Below are 24704 nucleotides of genomic sequence, written 5' to 3' on the forward strand. Positions count from 1 at the left end.
AACACGGATCCCCCGGGGGTCCGCGGAGGGAAGGTGCCCCATGGGTCTCCTGGATTCGCTGAAGGCCAAGCTCGCCCCTGCCAAGGACAAGGTGGCCGACCTCGCGCAGCAGCACGGGGGCAAGATCGACCACGGTCTCGACAAGGCGGCGAAACTGGTCGACGAGAAGACCAAGGGCAAGTACAGCGACAAGATCCAGTCCGGTACGGGCAAGGCCAAGGACGTAGTGGACCGGATCGGCCACAAGGACGACGGCACGCCCGGGAGCGGCGGCGCGACCCCGCCGCCGGCCGCCTGACGACCGGCGTCACCCGCAGACGACAGTTCCCCTCCGCACGGCGGACGGCCGCGGAGCATCATGCTCCGCGGCCGTCCGCCGTTCTCGCGTCACGCGTCTCGCGTGTCGTCCTGTCAGGACCAGGCGGCGACGATGTACTCCACGCCGTACGGGGCGTCCTCGTGGAGGAGCCGGCCTTCCAGCCCCGCTCCCTCGGCGGCGCCCGCCAGGACCTGCCACGGCGCGCGGCCGGCCGCCTTCAGCTCGTACGCGAGGTCCTCGTCCAGCGCGAGCAGCGCGGCCACGTCGGCCGTGCCCAGCGCGCGGGCGGCCCCGGCGTCGAAACCGGCCGCCCGCTCGTCCAGGTAGCCGGGCGCCTTCACGGTCCGGCAGGCGCTGCCGTCACCCATCACGAGGAGCGCGACCCGCCCGGCGGAGGCGGCGAGTTCACGGCCGGTCGCGGCGCAGGCCTCCGCCGTCTCCCGCTCGCCCACGCCCCGGCCCTCGACGGGCGCGTCGGCCCAGTCGGCGCGGCCGAGCAGCCAGGCGCCGACGGCGAGGCTCGCGGGCAGGGGACGGTCGGCGGCGGGCCCGTCACCGAGCCGTACGGAGAGGTCGACGCCGAAGCCGGCGAAGGAACCCGTCGAACCGGCCGGGAAGACGCCGGCGGTGTCCGCGGCGGCGGGGCCGACGACGTACAGCCGGTCGGGGCGCGAGGCGGCGAGCAGTCCGACGGCGTCGGCGCAGGCGGTGCGCGCGGCGTCCAGCTCGGGGACGGCGCCGGTCGCGACCTCGGGCAGGAGGAGCGGCGGACAGGGGCAGACGGCTGCGGCGACAAGCATGATCCGCACCCTACTGCGCGGCCACGCCCGCTCCCCCGCCGACGCCGGGCGCCGTGCCCTCACGGTCACCGGGCGCCGCACCCCATGGCCGCCGGGCGCCGCGCCGTGATGGCCGGCCCCGGAGTGCCGCGCCCTCGACGTCCCTGGACGCGCGCGCCCTCACGCGCGCGCCCTCGTGTCAGTGGCTCCCGCAGGCCGGGGCGTCGGCTGCCGGGAGCGGCTCCGGGACGCCGATCTTCGGGAGGCCGAGGAGCACGCCCGCCGGCTTCGCGGCGGCCGCCGTGGTGCGCTTCTCCCAGGCGTCACCGGCGCGGGTACGGCGTACCGACTCCGTCGGGCCCTCGGCGAGCAGGTGGTGCGGGGCGGCGTAGGTGATCTCGACGGTCACGACGTCGCCGGGCCGGACGTCCTGCTCCGGCTTGGTGAAGTGGACGAGCCGGTTGTCGGGGGCGCGGCCGGAGAGGCGGTGCGTGGCGCCGTCCTTGCGGCCCTCGCCCTCGGCGACCATGACCTCCAGGGTGCGGCCGACCTGCTTCTTGTTCTCCTCCCAGGAGATCTCCTCCTGGAGCGCGACGAGGCGCATGTAGCGCTCCTGCACGACGTCCTTGGGGATCTGGCCGTCCATCTCGGCGGCCGGAGTGCCGGGGCGCTTGGAGTACTGGAAGGTGAAGGCGTTCGCGAAGCGGGCCTCGCGGACGGCGTGCATCGTCTGCTCGAAGTCCTCCTCGGTCTCGCCGGGGAAGCCCACGATGATGTCGGTGGAGATGGCGGCGTGCGGAATGGCCGCGCGGACCTTCTCGATGATCCCGAGGAAACGCTCCTGCCGGTACGAGCGGCGCATCGCCTTGAGGATCGAGTCCGAGCCGGACTGCATCGGCATGTGCAGCTGCGGCATCACGTTCGGCGTCTCGGCCATCGCCGCGATCACGTCGTCGGTGAAGTCCCGGGGGTGCGGGGAGGTGAAGCGGACCCGCTCCAGGCCCTCGATCTGGCCGCAGGCCCGCAGCAGCTTGGAGAAGGCCTCGCGGTCGCCCAGGTCCGATCCGTACGCGTTGACGTTCTGGCCGAGCAGGGTGATCTCGGAGACGCCCTCGGCGACCAGGGCCTCGATCTCGGCGAGGATGTCGCCGGGACGGCGGTCCTCCTCCTTGCCGCGCAGCGCCGGGACGATGCAGAAGGTGCAGGTGTTGTTGCAGCCGACGGAGATCGAGACCCAGGCGGCGTAGGCGGACTCGCGCCGGGTCGGCAGCGTGGAGGGGAAGGCCTCCAGCGACTCGGCGATCTCGATCTGCGCCTCCTCCTGGATGCGGGCGCGCTCCAGGAGCACCGGCAGCTTGCCGATGTTGTGCGTACCGAAGACCACGTCGACCCAGGGGGCCCTCTTGACGATGGTGTCGCGGTCCTTCTGGGCGAGGCAGCCGCCGACGGCGATCTGCATGCCCGGGCGCGTGGTCTTCATCGGGGCGAGCCGGCCGAGGTTGCCGTACAGCTTGTTGTCGGCGTTCTCCCGCACCGCGCAGGTGTTGAAGACCACGACGTCGGCGTCGCCGTCGGACCCGCGGGGGGCCTTGACGTAGCCCGCCTCTTCCAGCAGACCGGAGAGCCGCTCGGAGTCGTGCACGTTCATCTGGCACCCGTAGGTACGAATCTCGTAGGTCTTGGATCCTTCAACGCTCACTGCGGGACTCCGGTCGCTGCTGCTGGTCATGAGTCACCAGGGTAGGCGGTCCGGGGAGTGCCCCCGCTGGTTCTCGTCGACCCGTTCACACACAGGCATGTTCGTTCGAACATCATCGTGATAGAAATGGGTCATGGGTGTCGCCAATCGTCTGGACCTGACCCTGCGATTGGTGCAGGGCTCCGACCGGGTTTCCGTGTCGGAGCTCTCCCGTCGACTGGGCGTATCGGAGATGACCGTCCGCAGGGACCTCGACGCGCTGGAGCGTCAGGGCCTCGTGCGCCGGGTGCACGGCGGCGCCGTCGCCACCCGCGTACGCGACGAACACGCCGGCTTCTCGGCGCGCGAGCCGTGGCAGGCCGCCACCAAGGACCGCCTGGGCGCGGCAGCGGCCGCGCTGGTCGAGCCGGGGTCACGCGTCCTCCTGGACGCGGGGACCACGACCGTGCACGTGGCCGAGCACCTGGCCGCCCGGGGCCCGCTGACGGTCGCCGTGCTCAGCATCCAGGCGGCGGTGGTCCTGGCCGACAGACCGGGGATCGACCTCCTGCTCGTCGGCGGCCGGTCGCGTCCCGGCGAGCGGTCCCTCGTCGGCCCGCTCGCGCTGCGCACGCTGGAATCGCTGGCCTTCGACTGCTTCCTGATGTCCATCGGCGGGGTGCACGCCGAACACGGCTGGTCGGAGTTCTCCCTGGACGACGCGGCCGTCAAGCAGGCCGGACTCGCCCGGGCCGACCGTACGGTCGCGGTGGCGGACGCCACCAAGCTCGGCGTGCGGGCGTTCAGCCGGGTCGCCGAGCTGGACGTGGCGCACCACTTCGTCACCGACCGGGCCGCCGAGGACGCCGCCACGCACCCCGGTGGCCCCCAGACGCTGGACGCGCTGCGGGACGCGGGCGTCGACGTACACCTGGCCTGAAACAGCCCACCGCACCGGCGCCTGGGCCCGTACCTGGGCCGGTGCTGCGCACTCCGTGCTCGTACCCCGTGCTTCGTACCCCGTGCTCGTACCGAGGAGTGATCCGCTCGTGACCACCGTTCCCCGCCCGCTGATGATCCTCGTCGCCGGCCCCTACCGCTCGGGCACCGGCGACGACCCCCTCAAGCTCGAAGCCAACGTGCGGGCGATGAACGAGGTCGCTCTCGTCCTCTTCCGCGCCGGGCACCTGCCCGTCACCGGCGAGGCCCTCGCCCTCCCGCTCCTGGAGACGGCCGGCGGCGCCCGCCCCGGCGACGCGCTCTTCGACGAGATCTTCCACCCGGTCGCCGAGCGGCTGCTCTCCCGCTGCGACGCGGTCCTGCGGATCGGCGGGCCCTCCGCGGGGGCGGACATGATGGTCGACCAGGCCCGCGCGCAGGGCAAGGACGTCTACGGTTCCGTGGCAGCGATCCCGTCCGTCGTCCCGGCCGACGCCCGATGACCGCCGGCGTCGACACCCCCGACCGCCGCGGCCGCACCGGCCTCGACCGGCAGGGCCGCGACCTGACCGGCAACCCGCGCGTGCGGATCCGTGACGTGGAGGTGCTCTCCTGCGACTGGTACGTGCTGCGCAAGACGACCTTCGACTACCGGCACAGCGACGGGCACTGGAGCCGCGAGCAGCGCGAGACCCACGACCGCGGCGACGGCGCGACCGTCCTCCTCCACAACAGCGCACGCCGTACGGTGCTGCTGACCCGTCAGTTCCGCCTCCCCGCCTACGTCAACGGGCACCCCGACGGCATGCTGCTCGAAACCGCCGCCGGACTCCTGGACGACGAGAGCCCGGAGGAGGCGATCCGGCGGGAGGCCGCCGAGGAGACCGGGCACACCATCGGGGCCGCCGAGCACGTCTTCGACGTCTACATGAGCCCCGGCTCGGTCACCGAGCGGCTGCACTTCTTCGCCGCCCCCTACGACGCGGCGGAGTTCGCCGGCGGTGGCGGCGGAATCGCCGCCGAGGGCGAGGACATCACGACCGTGGAGCTCCCCTTCGCCGAGGCGCTCGCCATGGTCCGTGACGGCCGGATCGCCGACGCCAAGACCATCATGCTGCTCCAGTGGGCGGCGCTCGACGGACCGTTCCGGCCGGAGTGACGACCCTGCGGTTTTCCGCAGGAAGCCGGGTGGGAAGCCCCATACCGGGGCTGAGCTGGGATTTCTAGGTTGGAGGTGTGCCGGGGAGATCGCCCCGGCGCCTCCCTCGCCGCTTGGAGACCCCGTCATGCCGCTCGCCCACCAGCTCCTTCCGGCCCAGGCCGCCCAGGAACCCGCCGGCGGTGTCGCCGGGTGGGCCGCCGGCCTCGTCGAGACGATGGGCGGGCCCGGGGCCGGGCTCGCCATCGCGCTGGAGAACCTGTTCCCGCCGCTGCCCAGCGAGGTGATCCTGCCGCTGACCGGCTTCGCCGCCGGGCAGGGGGTGATCAGCCTGGCCTCGGCGCTGTTCTGGACGACCCTGGGCTCGGTCGTCGGGGCGGTGGCCCTCTACTGGATCGGTGCGCTGTTCGGGCGGCGGCGCATGCACGCGCTCTGGGCGCGGCTGCCCCTCGTGAAGGTCTCCGATCTGGAGCGCACCGAGGAGTGGTTCGCGCGGCACGGCACCAAGGCGGTGCTCCTGGGGCGGATGGTGCCGATCTTCCGCAGTCTGATCTCCGTGCCGGCCGGCGTCGAGCGGATGCCGGTGCCTCTCTTCCTCCTCCTCACGACGGTCGGCAGCCTCGTCTGGAACAGCGTGCTCGTGATGGCCGGTTACTGGCTCGGGGACCGCTGGGACCTGGTCGAGGGGTACGTCGGCGTGCTGTCCAAGGCCGTCCTCGTACTGGCGCTCGTGGCCCTGGCCGCGTATCTGGCCGTACGGCTCCGGGGGCGCGGGCGCGCCCAGCACCGCCGCACCTCGTGACCGGCGGGCGCGGACACGTACCCTCCGGACGATCTTGTACGGCCCCGGGGCCGGCACTAGCCTCGGGAACCGTGCGAGGGGACGAACGGAAGGACGGGCAGGGCGACACGCTGCCCGGATCGGCGCGCCGTCTGGCCGGGTCTCTCCTCGGCTGCCCGACCGCCCTGCTCGGCGTCCTGTTCTTCCTGGTCTCCGCGGTCGCCCTCGGGCCCTTCCTGCTGTGGCCCCGCACCCGGCCACGGGCCGGTGAGGTCCTGACGGCCGGCGCGCGGCGCCTCGCGGCACTGGAGCGGAGCCGCCGCTCCGTCTTCTTCGGGGACCGCTTCCCCGGCCCGTACACCGTCTCCGACCGGCGGCTCCTGCGCTATCTCGCGGCCCGTACCTGGGCGGGCGTGGTGTACGGGATCGTCCTCGGGCTCCTCGGCTTCGGCGCCGTCCTGGCCGGGCTGCTCGTCGGGGGCGTCGTGCGCGGCACGCTCGGCTGGGCCGAACTGTCCGCGCAACTGCTCCTCGGCGGTGTCCTGCTCTTCCTCGACGTGCAGGGCCTGTACGCGCTCGCCGCCCTGGACGCCCGGCTCGCCCGTGCGTGCTTCGGGCCCTCCGAGAGCGAGCTGCTGCGGCGCCGGATCGACGAACTCGCCGTCAGCCGGGCGGCCGTCGTGCAGGCCGTGGACGCCGAGCGCCGGCGCATCGAGCGCGATCTCCACGACGGCGTGCAGCAGCGGCTCGTGGCGCTCGCGATGCTGCTCGGGCGGGCGCGCCGGAGCCGGGACCGCGACCCGGAGCAGGCGGAGGCTCTGCTCCTCCAGGCGCACGAGGAGGCCGGCGACGTGCTGGCCGAGCTGCGGGACGTGGCCTGGCGGGTGTACCCCTCCGCGCTGGACAGCCTGGGTCTCGAAGAGGCGCTGGGCGGGGTGGCGCAGCGGTGCTCCGTCCCGCTGCGCATCCGGTTCGAGGTCGCCGGGCCGCTGCCCCGGCCCGTGGAGACGGCCGCCTACTTCGTGGTCTCCGAAGCCGTCACGAACGCCGCCAAGCATGCCTCGGCCTCCGCCGTCTCCGTCCACGTCTCGCTCGGCGGCCCGCCCGGAGGACCGCTGCTCACGCTGCGGATCGAGGACGACGGGCGGGGCGGCGCCGACCCGGCCGGCAGCGGGCTGACCGGCCTGCGGAGCCGGGTCGCCGCGCTCGACGGCGTCCTGCGTGTCGACAGCCCCCTCGGGGGACCCACCACTCTTGTCGCGGAGCTGCCGTGCGCGTGATCCTTGCCGAGGACTCGACCCTGCTGAGGGAGGGGCTCGTCCGCCTGCTCACCGAGGAGGGCCACGAGGTCGTGGCCGCGCTCGGCGACGCCGTGACCCTGGTCGCGGAGGTCGGGGCCCTGCGCCCGGACGTCGCGGTCGTCGACATCCGGATGCCTCCGACGCATACCGACGAGGGGTTGCGGGCCGCCGTGGAGATCCGCGAGCGGTGGCCGGAGACGGGTGTCCTCGTCCTCTCGCAGCACGTCGAGCGGAGCTACGCGGCCCGGCTGCTCGCCGCCGGGGCGGAGCGGGTCGGCTATCTGCTCAAGGACCGGGTGGCGCAGGTCGAGGAGTTCCTCGACGCGCTGGAGCGGGTCCACGCGGGCGGGGCGGCGATCGACCCGGAGGTCGTACGGCAGTTGGTCGTCCGCAGCACGCACGGCGATCCGCTGGCCGGGCTGACCCCGCGCGAGCGCGAGGTCCTGGAGGTGCTGGCCCAGGGATACACGAACGCCGCCATCGCGCGGCAACTGCACCTCTCCCTCAGTGCGGTGGAGAAGTACCTCAACGCCGTCTTCGACAAACTGGAGCTGCGCAGGGCCGACGGCTACAGTCGCCGGATCCTCGCCGTGCTGCGCTATCTGGAGTCCTGATGCCCGTCGCCCGGATTCCTGATGCCCGCCATCCGGATTCCTGATGCTCGCCGTCGGGAGTCCTGTTGCCCGCCATCGGGAGTCCTGTTGCTCATTTCACCGATCCGCGCGGAGCTCCGCGGCCGATGACGGCGGCCAGTTGGGCCCGTCGGCGAATGTCGAGCTTGCGGTAGATGCGGGTGATGTGCAATTCCACGGCGCGGGTCGACACCGTGAAGGATTCGGCTATCTGCTTGTTGGTGAGGCCGTCCAGCATCATCGTGGCGATGCGCCGCTCGTGCGCGGTCAGGACGGCGACGGAGGCAGGAAGGGACCGCTCGGGACGGGCGGGCGCCATGTGGCCCGGCAGTGCGTTCCATTCCCGGATCCGCGGCTCCTCGACGACCTGCGCCTGCGCGTACGGATCTGCCTGGAGCACCCGTAAGAGCGTCCGGCGGTCGTGGGCCTCGCAGAGGAGGAGTTCTCCGGTGCCGTCCCGCCACGGGCCGCCTCCGAGGAGAATTCCGCGCGCCGCCATTCTCTTCCAGTACGTGCGGTGCGCCTCTCCGAAACGCGACCGGTCCGACTCATTTCCGCGGAAGACGAGTTCGACCACGAAAGCCACGCGCGCCTCCCCCATGAGTCCCGGGCGTTTCCGCTTTCGACGCTACCACCGGCCCACCGCCCGTTGAATGAACGGCATGTTGCGGCCGGCGCCGGAGGAGGCCGGTGGCGACGAGCACCGCGACCGCCCCGAGCCACACCGGCGGGCCGAGCGGTTCGCGGAGCGCCACGGCGCCCAGGGCGACGGCCACCGCGGTCATCAGGTACGTCACGGTCGAGGCCACCGTGGGACCGTCCTTGGCGATCAGCTCGAAGTTGAGCAACGCGGCGAAGCCGGTGCAGACCACGCCGAGGACGAGCACCGCGATCACCGAGTCGGCACGCCAGGTGACGGCCTGGAGACCCAGGAAGGGGAAGGCGGCGAGCAGCAGGACGGTGGCCGCGCTCAGCTGTCCGCCCGCCAGGACGAGCGGCGGAATGCCCCTGCCGACAAGGAACTTGCCCGCGTAAGCGAAGCTCGCGCCGAAGCTGATCGAGCCGAGGACGAAGCAGAGGATGCTCCAACCCGTCCCGGCTGAGGCGGAGTTCCACGGGGACGCGATGAGTGCCGTGCCTCCGAGGCCGAGGAGCACACCGCCCGCGGTGAAGCGGGAGACCCGCTTCACCTGACCGAGCAGCAGGGCCGCGGCCAGGGTCCAGATCGGCGCGCTGCCGTTGACGACGGCGGCGACGCCGCTGGAGCCGGCGACCTCGCCCTCGGCGTACAGGGTCCACGGCACGGCGTTGCCGAGCAGCGCGGCGACGGTCAAGTGCCCCCAGATCGCGGGATCCCTGGGCAGCCGGAGCCCCTTCGCGTACACGAGGGCGAGGATCACGACGGCGCCGAGCGCGAGCCGGATCAGGACCATCTGCACGGGGGAGAATCCGTAACCCGCGATCTTGATCCACAGGAAGACGGAGCCCCAGACGAGACTCAGCGCGGCCAGCCGTGTGGAGGTGGCTCTGGACATGGGTGTTCCCGCTCTGCAGAGGTGGCGTGCGGAGCTCTCCGGCAGGGGCGTGCGGAGCACTCCGCGGTACGGGAACGAGCCTCGCGGCAGCGTCCGGGCCGGTCCATCAACGTCTGCTGGACGGTACCGTCCACGAGCCGTGACGCTTCGGGAAGCGGGGTACGCGGTCGCTCAGCCGGCGACGGCCGCCCCGGCCACCGTGCGCAGCGCGTCCAGGACGGCGGCGATCTCCGGCGAGGTCTGGCTGCCCTCCCGTACGGCGGCGAAGACCGTGCGCGAGGGCGCCCCTTCACTGAACGCGCGCACCGTCACCTCGGGCCTCGGCGCCGGTCCGGCCGTCCGCGGGACCAGCGCGACCCCCAGGCCGAGCCGGACCGCCGCGAGCGTGGCGTCCCAGTCGCCGATGGCGTGGGAGGCCCGCGGGGTGAACCCGGCCGCCTTGCACGCGGCGACGCCGATGTCGTGGCACATCCCCGTCGTGGCGAAGATCCATGTCTCCCGCGCCAGGTCGGCGAGGACGAGGCGGCGGCTGTCGAGGAGCCGGTGCCCGTCGGGCAGGGCGACGTCGAAGGGGTCCTCGCAGAGCGGGACCCGGTGGAAGCGCGCGTCGAACCGGCCGTCCTCGTCCGCCGGTCCCGGGTGCAGCGGGGTGTCCGCGGAGATGACGACGTCGGTCTCACCGCGATGCAGGAGGGAGAAGCTCTCCGGCGGGTCGACCTCGGCCACCGAGGTCCGCAGCAGCGGCCGGGTCTCCCGCAGCCGCGCCACGGCGGGCAGGATCAGCGCCGAGAGGGTGGTGGAGAAGCCGGCCACCGCCACCTCGCCCCGCTCGCCGCTCCCGTGCGCGGCGAGTTCCGCGCGCATCCGCTCGACCTGGGTGAAGACGGCGTCGGCGTGCCGGAGCACGATCCGCGCCGCCCCGGTGAGCCGCAGCCTGCGTCCGGACGGTTCGGTGAGCGGGACGCCCAACTCCCGCCCCAGCGCGCTGATCTGCTGCGAGACGGCCTGTGGGGTGAGGTGGAGCGCCCGGGCGGCCGCGCTGACGGTGCCGCGTTCGCTGAGTTCCCTCAGCACCCGCAGCTTCCGCAGATCCGGATCGGCCACGGCCCGTACCCCCTCCCGCCTCGGTCATCGTACGCAGCCGTCGCCCACGGCACGTCGATGACCTCCTCGGTCAGGGGTACGGGATCAAACGTCACGGATCACGGATCACGGGTCATGGATCACGGGTCACCCCAGCGGCACGCTCCGGTCCACGGACCGCGCCCCGGGGGCCGCGGGCGCCGAGGTCCTGAGGAGGCCCTTGTCGCTGGTGCTCGCGGGTGCGTCCGCGCCCACCGGCGTGGTGGTCATCGGCCGGGCGGCGGCACAACGCTGCTTCTCCGCCTCGGACATGGGCCCGGTGCGCTGGAGCAGCCGGTCGGGGACGGCGCGCGAGGGCCCGTCGATCACGGCGTGCAGCCGGTAGTCGTCCTTCTTGCTGACGAACCAGCCCTCGACCCGCTCGCGGCTCGGCTGGAGCTCGACCCAACTCACCTCGCCGGGCTGGATCTTCTCCACGACGGTCCGCTCATCACTGCTGAACCACTGCCAGGGCCGCTGCCAGCCCTTCTCGTAGGCCAGGGACAGCTGGGTGGCCATTGGCCGCTCCTTCACCCGCTTCTCGTCCTCCACCCGCACCCCCGAAGTGGGCAGTTTGGCCACCTCGTTGAGCGGGAGGTTGGCGGCCGCGTACGTCTGGGCGATGCTGTCGTGCCCGCGCTCGGAGTAGGAGAGCCGCCGGGAGTGCTCCAGTGTGTTGCGGGTGCAGTTGACGTACGCCTCGCCGACGACCCGGGCCCGGTCGTAGTACCGGAAGGACATGCGGGTGTCCGGCCGGAAGGTGCAGGCGTTCTCCCCGTTGCAGGCGGCGGCCGCGTTGTGGAGGGTGCTCTCCCGTTCGTTGCCCTTGTACGCCTCGGAGGTGCCGAGCGCTGTCTTGTCGACGGTCTTGTCGAGGGCCGGCGGCACCTCGACGGCCCGGATGCGGGCGATCATCGGCGAACAGGTCACATGGGTACGGGAGTCGGTGACCCGGGTGGTGAAGGTGAGCAGCGGCTCGTTCTCCCCGGCGGTGAACTCGTAGCTGCGGGCGGTCCACTGACCGGTACCGGGTCTGCCCTTCGCCCGGTCGGGATCTCCCGCGGTGGTGACCTCGCGTACCGGGCCGCCGGAGCCGGTGACCGCGTACGGCTGGCCGTTGACGACCTGTTCGCCGGTGCACTCCTTGGAGACGGCGGGGCTGTCCTCGTAGCTGACGGTGACCCTGGCCCCCGCGCGGACTCCGCGCAGCCGCTGCTGGAGGGTGTTGCCGTCCTTCTGGAGGGCGACGGCGTGGGAGCCGTCGGTGCGGCCCGAAGCAGTGGGCGAGTAGCGCTGGTTGAGGCCTGTCCAGTTGTCGATGCCGACGGTGGTCGGGCCGTCTCCCCGCATGACGGGGTCGGCGAAGTCACCGTTGAGGACGGGGACGGCCTGCGCGGCGGGCGCGGCCGAGGCGGCGAGCGGGGCGACGGGGAGGAGCAGGCCGGCGGCGCCGAGGACGGAGAGAGCGGCGAGTGAGCGGTTCATGGCGGGGAACTCCTCCGGATTCAGGAACCGTGGGACGACAGGACGACTTCGCGCTTCGGTTCGGCTCCCCGGGGCACCGCCCGGGCGGCCGGCACCTCGCGCACGGAGCGCACCATGCCGGGCGGCGGAGTGGTGTTGTCGCCGTCGCCCGCGGTGTCACCCGCGGGGCGCTTGCGGCCGCAGAGCTTGTCGGGAACGGCGTACGTCTGGGCGACGAAGGTGCTGCTGTTGACCATGGAGGGGCTGTCCACGCTCACGTTGAGGATCTTCTGCCCGGTGTCCGTGACGAGGTTGCCGACGACGCGGCGCATGGAGGCGCTGGCGCCGAAGACGAGCATGTCGTACGGCTTGACGGTGGTCTTGTAGACCGTCTCCTCGGTGTTCTCGATCGTCCAGGACTTCGAGTAGGTGGCCTTGAAGGCGGCCTCGAAGGCGAGTTTCGCGCTCAGCGAGCCGGCCACCTTGCCGCCACCGCCGACGGTGGTCTTGGTGCCCGCCTCGGAGGTGGGTCCCTTGCTGAGGTCCGGCGTCTTGTGGGTGCTGCTGATCTCTTGGGAGAGGTTGGTGGTGACCTCGCCGGAGGCGCTGACCGTGCCCTCGGCGGTGATCGTGCCGGAGATCTCGCCGCCGATGTTGTCGGTGCTGCTGGTCTTCAGGGTGACCGTCCGGTCGACCCCCATGTCGCTCGTGGTGCAGTTGACGACCGCGTTGCCGAGGGACTTGACGGCGGTGGCGTACTCGCGGCCGGCCTTGGGGTCGATCGCGAACGAGCAGGCCGTGCGCTTCGTCCCGCAGTGCTTCAGGACGTCGGCGATCTTCGCCGGGCGGCCGTCGGCGGTGACGGCGCGGGCGACAGGAGCGGCGGAGATCTCTCCGGGCGCCTCTTCCGCGACGGCGGGCGGGGCGAGGAGCGCGAGGGGTGCGGTGAGTCCGAGCCCGAGGGCGAGGGCGGACAGGCGGGCGCGGGGACGGCGCGGAGACATGACGAGGGGACCCTTTCGCTGGCGCTTCTGGGGGGGCGGGACGAGCAGGGGCTGGTCAGGAGCCGAGCATCGAGCAGAGCTCAGAGGCCGGGAACGGGGACTGTCCCGGATCGCTCGAACCCTGCGGGAGGGAGGCCGGGAAAGCCGTGCAGGTGGACTCGACGGCCTGGGAGGCGTTGTCGGCGGGCTCCGGCTCGTTCGTGGAGATGGTGGTGCTCATGTCCGTCAGGCCGTCCTCCTCGCGACCGCCCTTGCCGGCCAGCTTCTCCATGCAGGAGCTGGAGCCGGGCGGGCACTCCTCCAGGTCCTTGCCGATCTTCTTGATGTCCTTGTCGGCCTGACCGGCCGCCTCCTTGGTCTTCTTCTGCTGCTCCTCGACCTCCTTCGCCTCCGCGGCGTTGTTCTCCTTGTCCAGGCAGGCCTGGTCCTCCGGCTGGCACTCGGCGCCGTACGCGACGGGGGCCAGGGTGAGGGCGAGGGCGGAGGCGAGGACGGCGGCGCTCAGCGCACGACGCGGCGAAGCCTTGGATACGGGCATGCGAACTCCCTTGGGACAGGGGTGATTTGGTGTGCTCGGAAGGGGACGCCAGGGGCGGACAGGGGACTGTCCTCAAGATCACCGAGCGCTTTCCGACGCTAACCGGCAGGGCCCCGGCGCCACGGCAGGACACACGGCGCGGCGCGCAGCCCGGGGCCCGCTCACCGCTTCGGCGGAGCGCACTCGGGACCTCCCGGCGGGGGTGCCGGCGGGCAGTTCGCGGGCCGCCGGCCGGGCCCGCCGGTCCACCCGTTCGCAGGGAATCCGCGGCGTACACGAGAGGGCATCCGGCCGTACACGACGCGGTCCCTCACTCCCCCGGCCGCCGCCGTTCGGCGGCCCGCCGTGACCCCTCTCCGGCGCCTCCCGCAGAGTGCGCGCCACAGGCGAGTGCGCCCCCGGAACACGACCCCGAACGGGCGTCCGTCAGACGGGTGTTTCAGCCGTTCCGGCTCGCCCCGGTGATCATTCTCGGACAGTCTGCTCATGTGCCCGACGGCCCGTCCCGGTCGTCGCACCGGCCGTGGGCGTCCCATGCCCAAGGGCCCGGCACCCCGTGTTCGCATGACCCGCGCCCGGCCCCCGTACGCCTCCGCCCACCCCCGCGGACGCGGACGGCACCCGCCGGACGCCGCGCTCCCGTATGTCCCCGTCGAAGGAGAGCAGAGCCATGTCCCGTTCACGACGCGATCCCGCGCGCACGCCGCTGCGCGCCCCCCGCTCCGTACCCACCCTGCTGCGCGGCCGGCCGCTCACCGCGGCCGTGCTCACGGCCGCCGCCGCCCTCACCGCCGTACCGGCACTGGCCCCGGCGGCCACCGCCAACGAGGGGAATCCGACCGTACTGAGCTGGGGCGCGGGCCGTACCGGCCAGCTCGGCAACGGCACCCTGAGCGACAGCCTCAGCCCGGCCTCGGTCACCAGTCTCTTCCGAGGCGACGTCGACCAGCTCTCGGCCGGCGGCACCTCCTCGTCCGACTCCTTCGCCCTCGCCCGGACGGACAAGACGGTCAAGTCCTGGGGCCACAACTCCTCGGGCCAGCTCGGCAACGGCGGCAACGCCAACCAGACCGTGCCCACCACCGTCCCGCGCCTGAACAACATCAAGGACGTGGCGGCGGGCGGAAAGCACGCCCTCGCCCTCAACACCTCCGGTCAGGTCTACTCCTGGGGCGACAACTCCTACGGCCAGCTCGGAAACAACCGCACCGGCGACAGCCGCACCGTCCCCGACCGCGTCCAGGGCATGCCCAGGGTCAAGCAGATCTCGGCCGGCTGCGACTTCAGCCTCGCCCTCCTGGAGAACGGCAAGGTGTACGCCTGGGGCCGCGGCATCCACGGCCAGCTCGGCACCGGCAACCGCGCCACCAGCTCCGTGCCCCGGCAGGTGCTGGGTCTGGAGAACATCGTGGAGATCGACGCCGGCTGCCACCACGCCCTCGCGCTGACCGCCGACGACACGGTCAAGTCCTGGGGCTACAACCTCTACGGCCAGCTCGGCAACTCCTCCACCAAGTCCTCCACCCTCCCCGTCGACGTCGACTGGGTGGAAGGCGTCTCCGACATCGAGGCGGGCGCGCACCACAACTACGTGCGGACGAGCGACAGCCACGTCTGGGGCTGGGGCAACAACCAGTACGGCCAGCTCCTGGAGAGCGACGTGGCCTCCGACGCCAACGTCTCCCGCACCAACCGCACGGCCCCCGTCGAGATCCCGCGTCTGGAAGGAGTCCAGCACCTCGCAGCGGGTGCCCGGCACGGCGTCGCGGTCACCGCTGACGACGTCTTCACCTGGGGCCACAACGGCGAGGGCCAGCTCGGCAACGGCACGACGGACTCGCAGTACGAGCTGGTGAGGATCCTCACCGAGGGCTCGGCGATCAAGGCGATGGCCGTCTCATTGGGCGGCAACACGACGTACGCGTACTGAGCGGGGGCGTGCTCCCATGACGTACACGTACGTACGGGCTCACGCTCGCGGTGTCGCCACGATCCTCGCCCTGGCGGCACTCATCGTGCCCCGCGCCGAAACCGCCGTCGCCGCCGAACCCCGGGACCCGTGGGTGCGGGCCTGGGGCGCGAACGCGGGCGGTCAGCTCGGCAACGGCACCACGGCCGACCAGCAGACCCCTGCGGCCGTCCAGGGACTCGCCCGCGCCTCCGTGCGCGAGCTGTCCGGCGGTGGGAACAACAGTGCCAACGCCTTCGCCGTGGCGCTCCTCTCCGACGGCACGGTCCAGTCCTGGGGCGGGAACCTCGCGGGCCAGCTCGGCGACGGCACGACCGTGAACCGGTCGTTCCCCGCCGCCGTGGCCGGACTCTCCGGGGTCACCGAGGTCTCCGCCGGTTTCCAGGCCGGCTACGCCGTCCGCGGCGGGCGGGTCCTCGCCTGGGGCGACAACACCTACGGCCAGCTCGGCGACGGCGGCACGACGTCGGCCACGCGACCCGTGCGGGTCCAGAGCCTGGACAAGGTGAAGGACGTCGCGGCCGGTTGCCAACACGCGGTCGCCCTCCGGGAGGACGGCACCGTCTGGACCTGGGGCCGTGCCAACAACGGCCAGCTCGGCCTGGGCGACACCACCGACCGGAACACCCCGAAACGGGTACCCGGCCTGACGGACGTCGTCGAGATCGCGACCGGCTGCAACCACGTGCTCGCCCGGCTCGCCGACGGCACCCTGCGGGCCTGGGGCTACAACGCCCACGGCCAGCTCGGCAACGGCAGCACCGAGGCCGGACCCTCGCCGGTCGAAGTACACCATCTCGACGACGTGGCCCGGGTCTACGGCTGCGGCCACCACAGCTTCGCCGTGCTCGACGACGGCTCGGTCCGCACCTGGGGCTGGAACGGCCACGGCCAGCTCGGCGACGGCTCCACCACCTCCCGCACCACCCCGGTCCCCGTACCCGGTCTGGACGAGGTCACCGACATGGCCGGCGGCTGGGCGCACACCGTTGCCGCCCGCTCCGACGGCTCCGTCCTCGCCTGGGGCGAGAACGCGGCCGGCCAGCTCGGCGACGCCACCACCACCGGCTCCCCCACCCCGGTCACCGCGCTGCCCCCGGGCAGCGGCGCGACCCGCGTCTCGGCTACCGCCAACGGCAAGTCGAGCTACGCCTACTGACCTGGAAGGTCCCCATGCACCACAGCAAGCGCATCACCCTGCTCACAGCTCTCACGGCGGCCACCGCCCTCGCCGCCCCCTGCCTCTCCGCCCACGCCGCCGCCGGCACCGACCCCTGGGTCCGCGCCTGGGGCGAGAACGCCCAGGGCCAGCTCGGCAACGGCGCCGTCCTCGCCCAGCAGACCCCCACCGCCGTCACCGGCATCACCCGCGACGACGTCCGCGAGCTCTCCGGAGGCGGTGGTGGCGTCGCCGCGGCCGCCAACCCCTTCGCCGTCGCCCTCCTCAAGGACGGCACCGTCAAGAGCTGGGGCTCCAACACCACCGGCCAGCTCGGCAACGGCACCCTCACCGCCCAGAGCTTCCCGGCCACCGTCGCCGGTCTCTCCGGGGTGAGCGAGATCTCCGCCGGCTCCAACCACGTCCTCGCAGTCAAGGGCGGCCGCGTCCTGGCCTGGGGCAGCAACGCCTCGAAGCAGCTGGGCACCGGCCTGGACGCCACCAACCCGTACAGGACACCGATCCCCGTGCAGAGCCTGGACCAGGTCAAGGACGTCGGCGCGGGCTGCGACTTCAGCGTCGCCCTGCGTCAGGACGGCACGGTCTGGACCTGGGGCGCCTTCGCCAACGGGCGGCTCGGCACCGGCAGCACCGCCAACCGCGAGACGCCGCAGAAGGTCGCCGACCTCGAGAACGTCGAAGCGATCGCGGTGGGCTGCGACCACGTCCTCGCGCTGACCGCCGACAACACGATCAAGGCCTGGGGCAAGAACACCGAGGGCCAGGTCGGCAACGACTCCGTCACCGAGGCGCCCAGGCCCGTCGACGTCGCCTACCTGGACGCGGTGGCCCGGATCTTCGCCACCTCGGGGTCCTCCTTCGCCGTCCTCGACGACGGCAGTGTGGCCGGCTGGGGCAAGAACACCGACCGGCAGCTCGGCGACGGCACGAACGCCAACCGCACCACCCCGGTCGTCCTGGACAGCCTCAGGGGCGTGCAGGACATCGCGGGCGGCGCCGACTTCACCCTGGCCGCGCTGGACGACGGTTCGGTGATCGGCTGGGGCGCCAACGCGGCCGCCCAGCTGGGCGACGGCTCCACCACCGCGCCCGCCTCGCCCCCCGGCACCACCGTCGCCCTCCCGCCGGGCAGTGGCATCACCCACGTCACGACGACGAAGACGGGCAAGTCCGGCTTCGCCTACTGACACCGGGTGACACCTCGCGCGGGGGCCCTCGCCGGCCCCCGCGCGAATGCCTCACACCGCCCGTCCCTGGCCAGCGGCGGCGGTGAGCTGGCAGGATCGCCCCCATGCCCGCCTCCCTCTCCCGTGCCGCCCGCCGCCGACTGACGGCGCTCTCGGCCGCACTGCTCGTGGTGTGCGGAGTGCTCGTGTGGTGGCTGGTTCCTTTCGGCTCCCCCGTCCCGAGCGGCTCGGTCACCTTCAGTACGGGTGTCCCCACCGGCGTCTACCAGCAGTACGGAGAGCTCCTCAAGAAGGCCCTCGCGGAGGATCTTCCCGAGGTGTCGATACGGCTCACGGACAGCGAGGGATCCCAGCAGAACCTGGCCCGCGTGGCCTCGGGCGAGGCGGACTTCACGGTCGCGACGGCCGACGCGGTCGCCCAGTACCAGCGCGAGCGCAAGCCCGGCTTCGAGCGGCTGCGTGGCTGCGCCCGGCTGTACGACGACTACGTCCAGCTGGTGGTGCGCGAGGGCTCGACGATCCGGACGGTGCAGGACCTGCGCGGGCTGCGGGTCGGGGTCGGCCAGGACGGGTCCGGCGTGCGACTGATCGCCGACCGGGTCCTCGCGGCGGCCGGCCTCACTCCCGCACGGGACGTCGAAGCGGTCTCGGCGGGCATCGACACGATGCCGGGGCACCTGGAGAGCGGCGACCTGGACGCCTTCTTCTGGTCCGGCGGCCTGCCCACCCATGCCGTGCAGGCTCTGTCCGAGCGCTTCGCGATCCGGCTGATCCCGCTGGACACGGCCCTGGTCGACCGGCTGCACGACGTCGGCGAGTCGACCCGCCACTACCGGTCGGCGGTAATACCGGCCGACGCGTACGCGAAGGCGCAGGACGGTCAGCCGGTCGGGACACTGGCCGTGGCGAACCTCCTGGTCACGACGGTCGAGGCCGATCCGGACCTGGTGGAGGGCTTCACCCGTACGGTGATCAGGAGCCGCGACGTGATCGGCGGCCAGGTCCACCCGGCCCAGCTGGTGGACCTGCGGACCGCCGTCTACACGGAACCCCTGCCCCTCCACGAGGGCGCCCGCCGCTACTACCGCTCGGTGAAACCCTGACCTCGGCAGGCCTCAGGGCTGTCCCGTAAATGGTCTGGGCACCGGACCGTATCCGAAACGCCGGCGCACCATGCTTCAGGCACCGCGAAGGATGCGCGGAACGGTGACCGTCACCCGCAGGCCGTGGGGTTCGTTCGGGGCGAACGCGATGCCGCCGCCGCCCGCTGTGAGCAGGACGCGGGTGATCGAGAGGCCGAGGCCCGATCCCTTGACGTTCTGGTGCCGGCCGGAGCGCCAGAAACGGTCGCCGACCCGGCCGAGCTCTTCCTCCGTGAGGCCGGGCCCGTGGTCGGCGACGACGACGGCGACGCCCTCCCCGCCGGACACGACCGAAACCGTGACCGAGACCTCTTCCCCGGCCGGGGTGAACTTCAGCGCGTTGTCGATCACCGCGTCCAGCGCGCTGGAGAGCGCCACCGGGTCCGCCCAGGCCGTGGCCGCCCCGCACTCCCCGGTCAGCCGGACGCCCTTGTCGTCGGCGACCGGCCGCCAGGACGCGACCCGCTCCGCCGCGAGCGCGCCGACGTCGGTGAGCCGCAGCTCGGCCGCCACGTGCTCGGCGAGCGCCAGGTCGAGGAGGTCGTCGAGGACCTGCGCGAGGCGCTTGCCCTCGGTCCGTACGGAGGCGATCTCCTCGTTGCCCTCGGGGAGTTCGAGGGCGAGGAGCTCGATCCGCAGCAGCAGCGCGGCCAGTGGGTTGCGCAACTGGTGGGAGGCGTCGGCGACGAAGGCCCGCTGCTGTTCGAGCGCCTCCTCGACGTTGTCGGCCATCTCGTTGAACGAGTCGGCGAGACGCCGTAGTTCCGGAGGTCCACCGGCCGCGGCGACCCGCGAGTTCATCCGTCCGGTCGCGATGTCGTGGGTGACGGAGTCGAGGACGCGGACCGGCCGCAGGACCCAGCCGGTGAGCCGGAAGGCGGCGCCGATGGCCACCAGCATCGCCACCGCCTCGCCCGCGAAGATCAGCAGCCAGCCGCGCAGGATGCGGGAGCGGAGCTGCCCGGTGGGCGAGTCGGTGACGACGACGGCGACGACGTCTCCGTCCCGGACGACCGGGGAGGCGATGGTGAGCCGTGCGTCGCCCTGCCAGGGCCAGACCTGCGGCGGGTTGTGACTGCGGCGCCCGAGCAGCGCCTCCCGGAAGGCGCGGCGGCCCTCCCCCTCGTACGGGACGACCCAGTCCTCGGGGGCGGCGGCCATGGAGCGGTCGTCGCGGTAGAAGATGCCGGCACGGATGCCGTACACGTCGTGGTAGCTGGCGAGTTCGCCGTTGAGGGTGGTGCGCCGCTCGTCGGTGCCGGGGCTGCTCTCGCTGACGAACTGGGCGAGGGCGGCGAAGCGGGCGGCGTCGTCGAGCCGGTCGACGACGACCCGCTGCTGCTCGGAGGCGGCGAGGCTGGCGGCGAGCGGGAAGCCGAGAGCGAGCAGGACCCCGGCCATCAGGATGATGAGGAGCGGAAGGAGTCGGGTGCGCACGGGTGGACCGGCCGGGGGTTACGCGGCGGGGGCGACCAGGCGGTAGCCGACGCCCCGCACGGTCTCGATCAGGGCGGGCATCCGCAGCTTGGAGCGCAGGGAGGCGACGTGCACCTCCAGGGTGCGGCCGGTCCCCTCCCAGCTGGTGCGCCAGACCTCGCTGATGATCTGCTCGCGGCGGAAGACGACCCCGGGACGCTGGGCGAGGAGCGCGAGCAGATCGAACTCCTTGCGGGTCAGGGGGACGGCCTCGCCCTCGACGCTGACCCGTCGGGTGGGCAGCTCGATGGTGACGGAGCCGAGCCGCAGCAGGGTCCCCTCGGCGGCTCCGGCGCCGCTCGCCGCCGTCTCCTCGGTTCCGGCGTTGCGGCGGCTTACGGCATGGATGCGGGCGAGGAGTTCGCCGGTGTCGTAGGGCTTGACGACGTAGTCGTCGGCGCCGAGGTTGAGGCCGTGGATCCGGGAACGCACGTCGCCGCGGGCCGTCACCATGATCACCGGGGTGGTGGTGAGCTTCCGGATGCGGCCGCAGACCTGGTAGCCGTCCTGGTCGGGGAGGCCGAGGTCGAGCAGGATCACCCCGAACGAGGGCCGCTCGCCCTGCGCGGTGGGCAGGACGGCCTGGAGCGCCTCCTCGCCGTTGCGGGCATGGGTGACGGTGAAGCCGTGCCGGGCCAGGATGGCGGAGAGGGCGGCGGCGACGTGGTCGTCGTCCTCCACGAGCAGCAGTCGCATGCGTACCTCCTCCGTGATCTTCTTCCGGGATCTTCATCCGCGATCTTCTTGCGCGCCTCGGCGGCGGCTCTCTGTGTACCAGGTGGTACCAGGGCATGAACGCCGATCACCGGTGTCACAGTCAAGTCTCCCCCTGTTACACCGACGTTTCTGTTATCCACCCGGTACGCCCGGGGCGTCGCGTTCACACGGTGTGTCCGTTTGCGACCGGATCGTTATCCTCAATTTCCGCTCAGATGTGATGACGGTCGTCTCATCGGGTCTCTAGTGTCCTCCCCAACCGAGCAGGACGGAGCAAGAGGCCCATGAGCGGAGTGTCAGTGTCCAAGGGTCCCGAGGACGCCCCGCGCAACGCGGACGACCTGGTCGTCCTGTCCGAGGTCAACAAGCACTTCGGCGCGTTGCACGTCCTCCAGGACATCGACCTGACGATCACCCGCGGCGAAGTCGTGGTCGTCATCGGACCTTCCGGGTCCGGCAAGTCGACGCTGTGCCGAACGATCAACCGGCTGGAGAGCATCGACTCCGGCACCATCACCATCGACGGCAAGCCGCTGCCCGCGGAGGGCAAGGAGCTCGCCCGACTGCGTTCCGATGTCGGCATGGTCTTCCAGTCGTTCAACCTCTTCGCGCACAAGACGGTGCTCGAGAACGTGATGCTGGGACAGATCAAGGTCCGGAAGACGGAGAAGAAGGCCGCAGAGACCAAGGCCCGCGCCCTGCTCGACCGTGTCGGGGTGGGCACCCAGGCGGACAAGTACCCGGCGCAGCTCTCCGGTGGCCAGCAGCAGCGCGTGGCGATCGCCCGTGCGCTCGCGATGGGCCCGAAGGTCATGCTGTTCGACGAGCCGACCTCCGCCCTCGACCCCGAGATGATCAACGAGGTCCTGGAGGTCATGCAGCAACTGGCCCAGGAGGGAATGACGATGGTCGTCGTCACCCACGAGATGGGCTTCGCCCGTTCCGCGGCGAACCGGGTCGTCTTCATGGCCGACGGACGCATCGTCGAGGAGGCGTCACCCGAGGAGTTCTTCAGCAACCCGCGCAGCGACCGGGCCAAGGATTTCCTCTCCAAGATCCTTCACCACTGAGCGAGTTCGGACCTATTCTTCCCAACTCACGCCTACTCAAGGGACGTTCCACCATGAAGCTTCGCACCACCTCCGCCGCCGCCGCGGCCGCCGTCGTCCTCGCCCTGACCGCCACCGCCTGTGGCACCGGTTCCGACTCCGGCAGCAACGGCGACAAGATCAACGTCGGCATCAAGTTCGACCAGCCCGGCCTCGGCCTGAAGACCCCGGACGGCAAGTACGCCGGCTTCGACGTCGACGTCGCCCGCTACGTCGCCAAGGAGCTCGGCTACGCCGAGGACAAGATCAACTTCAAGCAGTCGCCGAGTGCCGAGCGCGAGAACCTGATCAAGAACGGTGACGTCAAGTTCATCGTCGCCAGCTACTCGATCAACGACAAGCGCAAGAAGGAGGTCGACTTCGCCGGCCCGTACTTCCTGGCCCACCAGGACCTGCTCGTGCGCTCCGACGACAGCTCGATCACCAAGGTCGGGGACCTCAACGCCAAGAAGCTCTGCTCGGTCACCGGCTCGACCTCCGCGCAGAACGTCAAGGAGAAGCTCGCTCCGAAGGCCGACCTCAAGCAGCTCGGCGGCTACTCCGAGTGCCTGACGGGCCTTGAGAACAAGTCCGTCGACGCCCTGACCACCGACGACTCCATCCTCGCGGGCTACGCCTCGCAGAAGGAGCACGCGGGCAAGTTCAAGCTCGCCGGTCTCCGGATGACTGACGAGAAGTACGGCATCGGCCTCAAGAAGGGCGACGACGAGCTGCGCGGCAAGATCAACAAGGCGCTGGAGAAGATGGTCTCCGACGGCACCTGGGAGAAGCTCGTCAAGGAGCACTTCGGGCCGTCCGGCTACAAGTACGAGCCCGCGCCCGCGGTCGAGAACTGACCTGACCCGCTCCGGCCGTGACGGCCGACCCCGCACAGGGGCGGCCGTCACACCGGCACCGGCCGCTGCCCACGCACCGGCCTTCACACCGACCGACCACCAGGGGAGAGCGCGGGCATCGTGTTCGACTTTCTTGATTCCGGGCAGTACGACCTGCTCGGCGCCTTCTGGGTGACGGCGAAGCTCGCCCTCTACTCGGCGATCGGCTCACTGATCTGGGGCACCGCCCTGGTCGGCATGCGGGTCAGCCCGGTCCCCATGATGCGCGCCTTCGGCACCGCGTACGTCAACCTCGTCCGCAACACCCCGCTGACCGTGGTCCTCGTGGCGTGCTCGTTCGTCCTCAACCAGACGCTCGGCGTCACGCTCGGCGGCGGGCGCTCCGAAGACGTCGGCTTCCGCCTCGCGGTGCTCGGACTCGTCGCGTACACGGGCACGTTCGTCTGCGAGGCGCTGCGCTCGGGCATCAACACCGTCCCGCCGGGCCAGGCCGAGGCCGCCCGCGCCCTGGGCCTGAGCTTCACTCAGGTCCTCACCCTGGTGGTGCTCCCGCAGGCCTTCCGCGCGGTGGTGACCCCGCTCGCGAACGTCCTCATCGCCCTCACCAAGAACACCACGGTGGCCTCGGCCATCAGCGCCGCCGAGGCGGCCCTCCTGATGAAGGAGATGGTCGAGAACGAGGCCGACGCGCTCTTCGCCGTCTTCGCCGTCTTCGCGTTCGGCTTCATCCTCCTCACCCTCCCCACCGGCCTGTTCCTGGGCTGGGCGGCCAAGCGTCTGGCGGTGAAGCGATGAGTTCCGTCCTGTACGACACTCCCGGGCCCCGCGCCAAGCGGCGGAACGTCCTCTACACGATCGGCTTCCTGGCCGTCCTCGGCCTGGTGGCGTGGTGGGTCCTGTCCGCCATGGCCGACAAGAACCAACTGGCAGCCGAGAAGTGGAGCCCGTTCGTCACGGACTCCCAGGTCTGGACGACGTACCTGCTGCCCGGCCTGATGGAGACCCTCAAGGCCGCCGCGCTCTCGATCGTGATCGCGCTGCCGCTCGGCGCCCTCCTCGGCATCGGCCGGCTCTCCGACCACCGCTGGGTACGGGTACCCGCCGGCACGGTCGTGGAGTTCTTCCGCGCCATCCCGGTTCTGCTCCTGATGATGTTCGCGGCCGCCCTGTACCGGGAGTTCACGACCATCAGCTCGGACTTCCGCCCGCTGTACGCGGTCGTCACCGCCCTGGTGCTCTACAACGCCTCGGTGATCGCCGAGGTCGTCCGGGCCGGGGTGCTCTCGCTGCCCCGGGGTCAGGGCGACGCGGCCGAGGCGCTCGGCATGCGCAAGAGCCAGACCATGACGTACGTCCTGCTGCCGCAGGCCGTGACCGTCATGCTCCCGGCCCTGGTCAGCCAGCTCGTCGTGATCGTCAAGGACACCGCGCTCGGCGGCGCCATGCTCGGCTACGCGGAGCTGCTCAGCCAGAACCGGCAGATCACGGCCAACTACGGCGCCAACACGATCGCCACCTTCACGGTCATCGCGCTGATCTACATCGTCATCAACGCGATCCTCACCAGCCTCGCCGGACGCCTGGAGAAGCGTCTGCGGCGGGGCAAGAAGTCCGGCGCGGTGATCGTCCCGGCCCAGGGGGGCGCCCCCGCCATGGAGACGGCGACGGTCAACGAATCCTGACCCGACAGGGTCCCACGGGACAACAGGGGTGGGCCGGAGCGGTACTGACTTCATGTCAACCGCACCGCGCCCACCCCGTCGCTTGACGCAAGCACCCTCAGTGGGTTGCATACGGTCTGTGATCAACCACCGGGCTCGTGCCACACTCAGCTGTG

The 24704-nt window shown here is 71.8% G+C and carries 25 protein-coding genes; 15 read left to right on the top strand and 10 right to left on the bottom strand.

The features are described 5' to 3' along the window. Positions 1-40: 40 nt before the first annotated feature. Complete coding sequence (locus OG357_RS10005; protein ID WP_329620828.1) at positions 41-298, top strand: antitoxin; 258 nt, start codon at positions 41-43, stop codon at positions 296-298. A 113-nt stretch (positions 299-411) separates the two neighbouring features. Here the strand turns inward: OG357_RS10005 and OG357_RS10010 are convergent, their stop codons facing one another. Together OG357_RS10010 and miaB are read right to left on the bottom strand one after the other, a co-directional pair. Further along, the gene (locus OG357_RS10010) at positions 412-1119 is read right to left on the bottom strand and encodes a class III extradiol dioxygenase subunit B-like domain-containing protein (protein WP_329620829.1); all 708 of its coding nucleotides are present in this window, start codon (positions 1117-1119) and stop codon (positions 412-414) included. Between the two features lie 178 nt (positions 1120-1297). Further along, on the bottom strand, positions 1298-2827 hold the full coding sequence (gene miaB, locus OG357_RS10015) for a tRNA (N6-isopentenyl adenosine(37)-C2)-methylthiotransferase MiaB (protein ID WP_329620830.1): 1530 nt from the start codon (positions 2825-2827) through the stop codon (positions 1298-1300). A 103-nt stretch (positions 2828-2930) separates the two neighbouring features. On the opposite strand from miaB, the gene OG357_RS10020 reads away from it, so the two are divergent. The 6 genes from OG357_RS10020 to OG357_RS10045 all read left to right on the top strand — a co-directional run bounded on the left by OG357_RS10020 (position 2931) and on the right by OG357_RS10045 (position 7570). Next, on the top strand, positions 2931-3716 hold the full coding sequence (locus OG357_RS10020) for a DeoR/GlpR family DNA-binding transcription regulator (protein WP_329620831.1): 786 nt from the start codon (positions 2931-2933) through the stop codon (positions 3714-3716). 133 nt (positions 3717-3849) lie between these two features. Then, positions 3850-4218 carry a DUF4406 domain-containing protein gene (locus tag OG357_RS10025; RefSeq protein ID WP_329625550.1) on the top strand — a complete coding sequence of 123 codons (369 nt, stop codon included), beginning with the start codon at positions 3850-3852 and terminating at the stop codon, positions 4216-4218. Next, on the top strand, positions 4215-4874 hold the full coding sequence (locus OG357_RS10030; protein ID WP_329620832.1) for an NUDIX domain-containing protein: 660 nt from the start codon (positions 4215-4217) through the stop codon (positions 4872-4874). The genes OG357_RS10025 and OG357_RS10030 overlap by 4 nt, the downstream gene beginning before the upstream one ends. Before the next feature lie 127 nt (positions 4875-5001). Then, on the top strand, positions 5002-5676 hold the full coding sequence (locus OG357_RS10035; protein WP_329620833.1) for a DedA family protein: 675 nt from the start codon (positions 5002-5004) through the stop codon (positions 5674-5676). A gap of 71 nt (positions 5677-5747) precedes the next feature. Beyond that, on the top strand, positions 5748-6935 hold the full coding sequence (locus OG357_RS10040; RefSeq protein WP_329620834.1) for a sensor histidine kinase: 1188 nt from the start codon (positions 5748-5750) through the stop codon (positions 6933-6935). Then, the gene (locus OG357_RS10045; RefSeq protein WP_329620835.1) at positions 6926-7570 is read left to right on the top strand and encodes a response regulator transcription factor; all 645 of its coding nucleotides are present in this window, start codon (positions 6926-6928) and stop codon (positions 7568-7570) included. Before OG357_RS10040 ends, OG357_RS10045 begins: the two co-directional genes overlap by 10 nt. Before the next feature lie 91 nt (positions 7571-7661). Here the strand turns inward: OG357_RS10045 and OG357_RS10050 are convergent, their stop codons facing one another. The 6 genes from OG357_RS10050 to OG357_RS10075 all read right to left on the bottom strand — a co-directional run bounded on the left by OG357_RS10050 (position 7662) and on the right by OG357_RS10075 (position 13251). Beyond that, on the bottom strand, positions 7662-8174 hold the full coding sequence (locus tag OG357_RS10050) for a LuxR C-terminal-related transcriptional regulator (protein WP_329620836.1): 513 nt from the start codon (positions 8172-8174) through the stop codon (positions 7662-7664). Then, positions 8137-9123, bottom strand: coding sequence for a DMT family transporter (locus tag OG357_RS10055; RefSeq protein ID WP_329620837.1), 987 nt, complete (start codon positions 9121-9123; stop codon positions 8137-8139). Before OG357_RS10055 ends, OG357_RS10050 begins: the two co-directional genes overlap by 38 nt. Before the next feature lie 171 nt (positions 9124-9294). Next, positions 9295-10227 (bottom strand): LysR family transcriptional regulator, encoded by a 933-nt coding sequence (locus OG357_RS10060; protein ID WP_329620838.1) that lies wholly within the window; start codon positions 10225-10227, stop codon positions 9295-9297. A 126-nt stretch (positions 10228-10353) separates the two neighbouring features. Next, positions 10354-11730 (bottom strand): hypothetical protein, encoded by a 1377-nt coding sequence (locus tag OG357_RS10065; protein WP_329620839.1) that lies wholly within the window; start codon positions 11728-11730, stop codon positions 10354-10356. A gap of 20 nt (positions 11731-11750) precedes the next feature. Then, positions 11751-12713, bottom strand: coding sequence for a hypothetical protein (locus OG357_RS10070; RefSeq protein ID WP_329620840.1), 963 nt, complete (start codon positions 12711-12713; stop codon positions 11751-11753). A 55-nt stretch (positions 12714-12768) separates the two neighbouring features. Continuing rightward, entirely contained in the window at positions 12769-13251 is a 483-nt protein-coding gene (locus OG357_RS10075; protein ID WP_329620841.1) for a hypothetical protein, read from the bottom strand. A gap of 670 nt (positions 13252-13921) precedes the next feature. Between OG357_RS10075 and OG357_RS10080 the strand changes: the two genes are divergently transcribed. The 4 genes from OG357_RS10080 to OG357_RS10095 all read left to right on the top strand — a co-directional run bounded on the left by OG357_RS10080 (position 13922) and on the right by OG357_RS10095 (position 18690). Continuing rightward, entirely contained in the window at positions 13922-15181 is a 1260-nt protein-coding gene (locus OG357_RS10080) for an RCC1-like domain-containing protein (RefSeq protein WP_329620842.1), read from the top strand. A gap of 16 nt (positions 15182-15197) precedes the next feature. Continuing rightward, a complete protein-coding gene (locus tag OG357_RS10085; RefSeq protein ID WP_329620843.1) occupies positions 15198-16379 on the top strand; it encodes an RCC1 domain-containing protein in 1182 nt (393 codons plus the stop codon). A 14-nt stretch (positions 16380-16393) separates the two neighbouring features. After that, positions 16394-17587 (top strand): RCC1 domain-containing protein, encoded by a 1194-nt coding sequence (locus tag OG357_RS10090; protein WP_329620844.1) that lies wholly within the window; start codon positions 16394-16396, stop codon positions 17585-17587. 104 nt (positions 17588-17691) lie between these two features. After that, a complete protein-coding gene (locus tag OG357_RS10095) occupies positions 17692-18690 on the top strand; it encodes a TAXI family TRAP transporter solute-binding subunit (RefSeq protein ID WP_329620845.1) in 999 nt (332 codons plus the stop codon). A 75-nt stretch (positions 18691-18765) separates the two neighbouring features. Here OG357_RS10095 and OG357_RS10100 read toward each other — a convergent pair whose 3' ends face one another. Both OG357_RS10100 and OG357_RS10105 read right to left on the bottom strand, forming a co-directional pair. Beyond that, complete coding sequence (locus OG357_RS10100; protein WP_329620846.1) at positions 18766-20166, bottom strand: sensor histidine kinase; 1401 nt, start codon at positions 20164-20166, stop codon at positions 18766-18768. Positions 20167-20184: 18 nt separating this feature from the next. After that, a complete protein-coding gene (locus OG357_RS10105) occupies positions 20185-20901 on the bottom strand; it encodes a response regulator transcription factor (RefSeq protein ID WP_329620847.1) in 717 nt (238 codons plus the stop codon). A 305-nt stretch (positions 20902-21206) separates the two neighbouring features. Here OG357_RS10105 and OG357_RS10110 point away from each other — a divergent pair, with 305 nt between their 5' ends. The 4 genes from OG357_RS10110 (at position 21207) to OG357_RS10125 (ending at position 24549) form a co-directional block, all read left to right on the top strand. Continuing rightward, entirely contained in the window at positions 21207-21992 is a 786-nt protein-coding gene (locus OG357_RS10110; protein WP_329620848.1) for an amino acid ABC transporter ATP-binding protein, read from the top strand. Positions 21993-22045: 53 nt separating this feature from the next. Next, positions 22046-22867 (top strand): glutamate ABC transporter substrate-binding protein, encoded by an 822-nt coding sequence (locus OG357_RS10115; RefSeq protein WP_329620849.1) that lies wholly within the window; start codon positions 22046-22048, stop codon positions 22865-22867. Between the two features lie 120 nt (positions 22868-22987). Then, positions 22988-23662 (top strand): amino acid ABC transporter permease, encoded by a 675-nt coding sequence (locus tag OG357_RS10120; RefSeq protein WP_329620850.1) that lies wholly within the window; start codon positions 22988-22990, stop codon positions 23660-23662. Further along, positions 23659-24549 carry an amino acid ABC transporter permease gene (locus OG357_RS10125; RefSeq protein ID WP_329620851.1) on the top strand — a complete coding sequence of 297 codons (891 nt, stop codon included), beginning with the start codon at positions 23659-23661 and terminating at the stop codon, positions 24547-24549. Before OG357_RS10120 ends, OG357_RS10125 begins: the two co-directional genes overlap by 4 nt. The last annotated feature ends 155 nt before the right edge of the window (positions 24550-24704 follow it).

The organism is Streptomyces sp. NBC_01255 (genome assembly GCF_036226445.1).
In the GTDB taxonomy this organism is placed as follows: domain Bacteria; phylum Actinomycetota; class Actinomycetes; order Streptomycetales; family Streptomycetaceae; genus Streptomyces.

Bases quoted from the DNA above. Each gene is read 5' to 3' on its own strand.
- OG357_RS10055 (WP_329620837.1), bottom strand. From the start codon at position 9,123: ATGTCCAGAGCCACCTCCACACGGCTGGCCGCGCTGAGTCTCGTCTGG.
- OG357_RS10125 (WP_329620851.1), top strand. From the start codon at position 23,659: ATGAGTTCCGTCCTGTACGACACTCCCGGGCCCCGCGCCAAGCGGCGG.
- OG357_RS10075 (WP_329620841.1), bottom strand. From the start codon at position 13,251: ATGCCCGTATCCAAGGCTTCGCCGCGTCGTGCGCTGAGCGCCGCCGTC.
- OG357_RS10030 (WP_329620832.1), top strand. From the start codon at position 4,215: ATGACCGCCGGCGTCGACACCCCCGACCGCCGCGGCCGCACCGGCCTC.
- miaB (WP_329620830.1), bottom strand. From the start codon at position 2,827: ATGACCAGCAGCAGCGACCGGAGTCCCGCAGTGAGCGTTGAAGGATCC.
- OG357_RS10065 (WP_329620839.1), bottom strand. From the start codon at position 11,730: ATGAACCGCTCACTCGCCGCTCTCTCCGTCCTCGGCGCCGCCGGCCTG.
- OG357_RS10090 (WP_329620844.1), top strand. From the start codon at position 16,394: ATGCACCACAGCAAGCGCATCACCCTGCTCACAGCTCTCACGGCGGCC.
- OG357_RS10010 (WP_329620829.1), bottom strand. From the start codon at position 1,119: ATGCTTGTCGCCGCAGCCGTCTGCCCCTGTCCGCCGCTCCTCCTGCCC.
- OG357_RS10005 (WP_329620828.1), top strand. From the start codon at position 41: ATGGGTCTCCTGGATTCGCTGAAGGCCAAGCTCGCCCCTGCCAAGGAC.
- OG357_RS10080 (WP_329620842.1), top strand. From the start codon at position 13,922: ATGTCCCGTTCACGACGCGATCCCGCGCGCACGCCGCTGCGCGCCCCC.
- OG357_RS10025 (WP_329625550.1), top strand. From the start codon at position 3,850: ATGATCCTCGTCGCCGGCCCCTACCGCTCGGGCACCGGCGACGACCCC.
- OG357_RS10085 (WP_329620843.1), top strand. From the start codon at position 15,198: ATGACGTACACGTACGTACGGGCTCACGCTCGCGGTGTCGCCACGATC.
- OG357_RS10105 (WP_329620847.1), bottom strand. From the start codon at position 20,901: ATGCGACTGCTGCTCGTGGAGGACGACGACCACGTCGCCGCCGCCCTC.
- OG357_RS10110 (WP_329620848.1), top strand. From the start codon at position 21,207: ATGAGCGGAGTGTCAGTGTCCAAGGGTCCCGAGGACGCCCCGCGCAAC.
- OG357_RS10020 (WP_329620831.1), top strand. From the start codon at position 2,931: ATGGGTGTCGCCAATCGTCTGGACCTGACCCTGCGATTGGTGCAGGGC.
- OG357_RS10070 (WP_329620840.1), bottom strand. From the start codon at position 12,713: ATGTCTCCGCGCCGTCCCCGCGCCCGCCTGTCCGCCCTCGCCCTCGGG.
- OG357_RS10095 (WP_329620845.1), top strand. From the start codon at position 17,692: ATGCCCGCCTCCCTCTCCCGTGCCGCCCGCCGCCGACTGACGGCGCTC.
- OG357_RS10115 (WP_329620849.1), top strand. From the start codon at position 22,046: ATGAAGCTTCGCACCACCTCCGCCGCCGCCGCGGCCGCCGTCGTCCTC.
- OG357_RS10035 (WP_329620833.1), top strand. From the start codon at position 5,002: ATGCCGCTCGCCCACCAGCTCCTTCCGGCCCAGGCCGCCCAGGAACCC.